The sequence below is a fragment of the Pedobacter sp. UBA4863 genome (assembly GCF_002399615.1).
In the GTDB taxonomy this organism is placed as follows: domain Bacteria; phylum Bacteroidota; class Bacteroidia; order Sphingobacteriales; family Sphingobacteriaceae; genus Pedobacter.
On record NZ_DHDZ01000009.1, the window covers coordinates 2,901 to 5,922 of the forward strand.

2 protein-coding genes and 1 tRNA gene are annotated in these 3,022 nt (G+C 34.2%); all 3 read right to left on the minus strand.

Annotated elements, in window-relative coordinates:
• Positions 1–157: 157 nt before the first annotated feature.
• On the minus strand, positions 158–1,435 hold the full coding sequence (locus tag B3I52_RS01325; protein WP_293297729.1) for a phage integrase SAM-like domain-containing protein: 1,278 nt from the start codon (positions 1,433–1,435) through the stop codon (positions 158–160).
• A 70-nt stretch (positions 1,436–1,505) separates the two neighbouring features.
• Entirely contained in the window at positions 1,506–2,762 is a 1,257-nt protein-coding gene (locus B3I52_RS01330) for a site-specific integrase (protein WP_293297732.1), read from the minus strand.
• A 189-nt stretch (positions 2,763–2,951) separates the two neighbouring features.
• Positions 2,952–3,022 (minus strand) — tRNA-Ile (locus B3I52_RS01335).

Below are 3,022 nucleotides of genomic sequence, written 5' to 3' on the forward strand. Positions count from 1 at the left end.
GAACCAGCGACCCTCTGATTAACAGTCAGAGGGTCAACAAAAATCACAAACAACTAAAAATCATGATTTTACGATGATTTTCAAACTTTATTAATTGAAGAGCCTCTGACGCAAAACATACTAATATTAGAACCTCAAGATTAATTAAAACCAAAATTTAAATACGCACTTTATTTTCATCATTTAGCAAGCTAATAACTTTTTCTTGCAATTCATCTATTATTGACCAATCATTATCAATATAAATATCCGTGATTTTCCTACCTAGATCTACATGATTTAAAGCCAAAGCAAGATCATCTTTACTACATCGACATTTGTTTCTAGCCAAATTCCCTACCGTATGCCTAGCCCAATAAAACGTTATCCCGTTAAGAAAGTTAATTTTGCAAACCTCTTTCATACCGAATCCCAGAGCTTTGTTAAGCCCATCGACATTAGCATACCTTTTGGCTAATCTACCTATATACTTATCTGTAAGTTTAATTGCAGGCTCTACTATTTTTACACTTTTAAATGCATTATCTAGTCTTTTTTCTCTCGTTTTAGACCTATTGTATTCCAGTCTTCCATTAACGATATTCGATCTATTGACCTTATATAAGTCAACTGCATTAATTCCACACAGATAAAAGGATAGCATAAATAAATCTCTTGCTAAAGCAACTCTACTATTTTTCTTACAAATTGTATCTCTAATTACTCGAAGGGTTGCTACATCGAGATGTCTTTTCTTTGTTTGAAACACTCTAATCTTAGGGTACTCTTTAAAAGGATCACGCTTTATTTCGGTATAGCCAACGTCTGGATTATTATATTTTCGTTTAGCATGATTAAACAGGGCACGAAGATCACGCAAATAATTATGAATACTTCTATTCTGAAGTGGCTTCTTTATGTTAGTAATTATACGTCCAGTTTGACTATATCTAGATATAGTTCTTTCGGTTCTTAAATATTTCTCCCATAGAATCAATCTATTTGTGCTAATTTCCTCAAACAAAATCTTAGGTTTACCAAAAAAGTCGATTAAACTATAAATAACTGTTTTATAATTTGATGCACTTTTAAGCTTTCCCTTATCTACTAAGGAAATTATGAACTCTTTACCAAAGGCTACGAGATCTAAATGTTGCTCCATTTCCTCTAAATAATCTTTCAGCTGTTTGCACGATAGATAATCTAGTTTCTTACCTAACATTCCGATAACTAATCGATATTCATCGAGAGTTCTTTCTATTTTAGATCTTATCTCTATGTTTTTGCTAATAAACTCTGTTTTTCTTTCTGGATTAGGCAATACCTGATAATTAGACACATAGAAACTACTTCTTATATAACGTATTTCACTGCTGTGAAAAAGCTTGAACTTAATATTTAATGTTCCATCATTCTTGATGTGGTGTCTAAAAATTTTTGCTGTTATGGTCGTCATCTATTACGTATTTGATAATCCCATAGTAATGAAACAAGGTTTTATTAAAAATAAAATATTACTCTTTTCATCACCTGCCATTTTTTCTGTTCCTAATCGATTTTAAAACTTTAGCCTGGACATCATCAATAATACTCCAGTCCTTTGCAATATAGATATCTGTAGTCTGATGTCCGTTATCTATATGGTTCAATGCAAGTGCTATATCATCTTTACTTACCCGACATTCGTTTCTCGCAGTGCTAGCAAATGTATGCCTAGCCCAATATAATGTAACACCTTTCAGCCCCGTAAGTTTGCAAACCTCTTTCATCCCTTTTGCCAAGGCGGCATTTAAACCATTGCTCGAAACATATCTTTCCTTTAGCTTTTCAAGATATTTATCTAACAAAGGCTTAGCTTCTGCAACTATCTTAATACTGATAAATGCATTGTCTCTACGCCTCGCTTCAGTTTTGGAGCGATTATATTCTATCCTTCCATTCTTTATGTTATCACTAGTCAGGTTATATATATCCACGGCATTCATACCACACAGATACAGAGATAACATATAAAGGTCTCTTGCAAGCTCTGTCCTACTTTCCGGTATCACACTACAATCACGAATAGCTAAAACCTCGTCTATTTTATTGTTTCTTTTTTTAGTTAGTGGCGGAGAGCCTATCTTGTATTTCTTAAATGGATAATGTTTAATCTTATATAGCCCCAGATCCTCATTATTGTAACGGTTTCTAGCAGCATTAAATAAGGTCCGAAGGTCTCTCATGTGGTTATGTAAGCCGCTATCCGATAATCCAGCCTCTACTTTTGGTCTAAGTCTTCCGATACTGTCCAAGCGCTCCATTTTTCTTTCACCCCGAAGAAATTTCTCATAAGAAATCAGCATATTGGAATTAATTTCATTAATAGAGACTTCAGCTCTCCTAAAATAATCGATCAAGCTATTTCTTATCGCCCGATGATTATTAGCAGTGCCCTCCCTACCTTCTGATCTTAGATTGGCAATATGTTGCTCGCAGAACTTAATAAAATCAACTTCTTCATCTTTATCACATAGATAGTTTCTTAAGTCCTCTGCAGTAAAAAAGATGAGTTTATCTCCCAGTTCACTTATGGTCTTTCGGTAACCGATAAGTTGAGCTTCCACCAAATTCAAAATAAACGAGTCTTTGATGGTTAGTTTCGACGTCAATTGTTTTTTGACTACGAAATGGTTTGTATCAATAAATTTTCTTTGTTTTCTGTGATATACACAGATTTTGACATTGTAGGTCCCATCTGACCTTTTGTGGTGTTCATACACCTTTGCACTAACAGTTGCCATAATTTCTTTTTTTAAGGCACACAAAATGTTCGTTACATATTCGTTACACACTTTGCGTTAAGTTCAACAAAAAATTATGTAAATCCTGTATTTCGTCAGAATTCGAAATACAGAACGGCTATCGAAAAATAGCCGCCAGAATTAGCAAAAAAGCCATTTCAAACTAGTTGAAATGGCTTTTTTTCCTTGTGGGCCCAGCTGGGCTCGAACCAGCGACCAAAAGATTATGAGTCTTCTACTCTAACCAACTGAGCTATAGG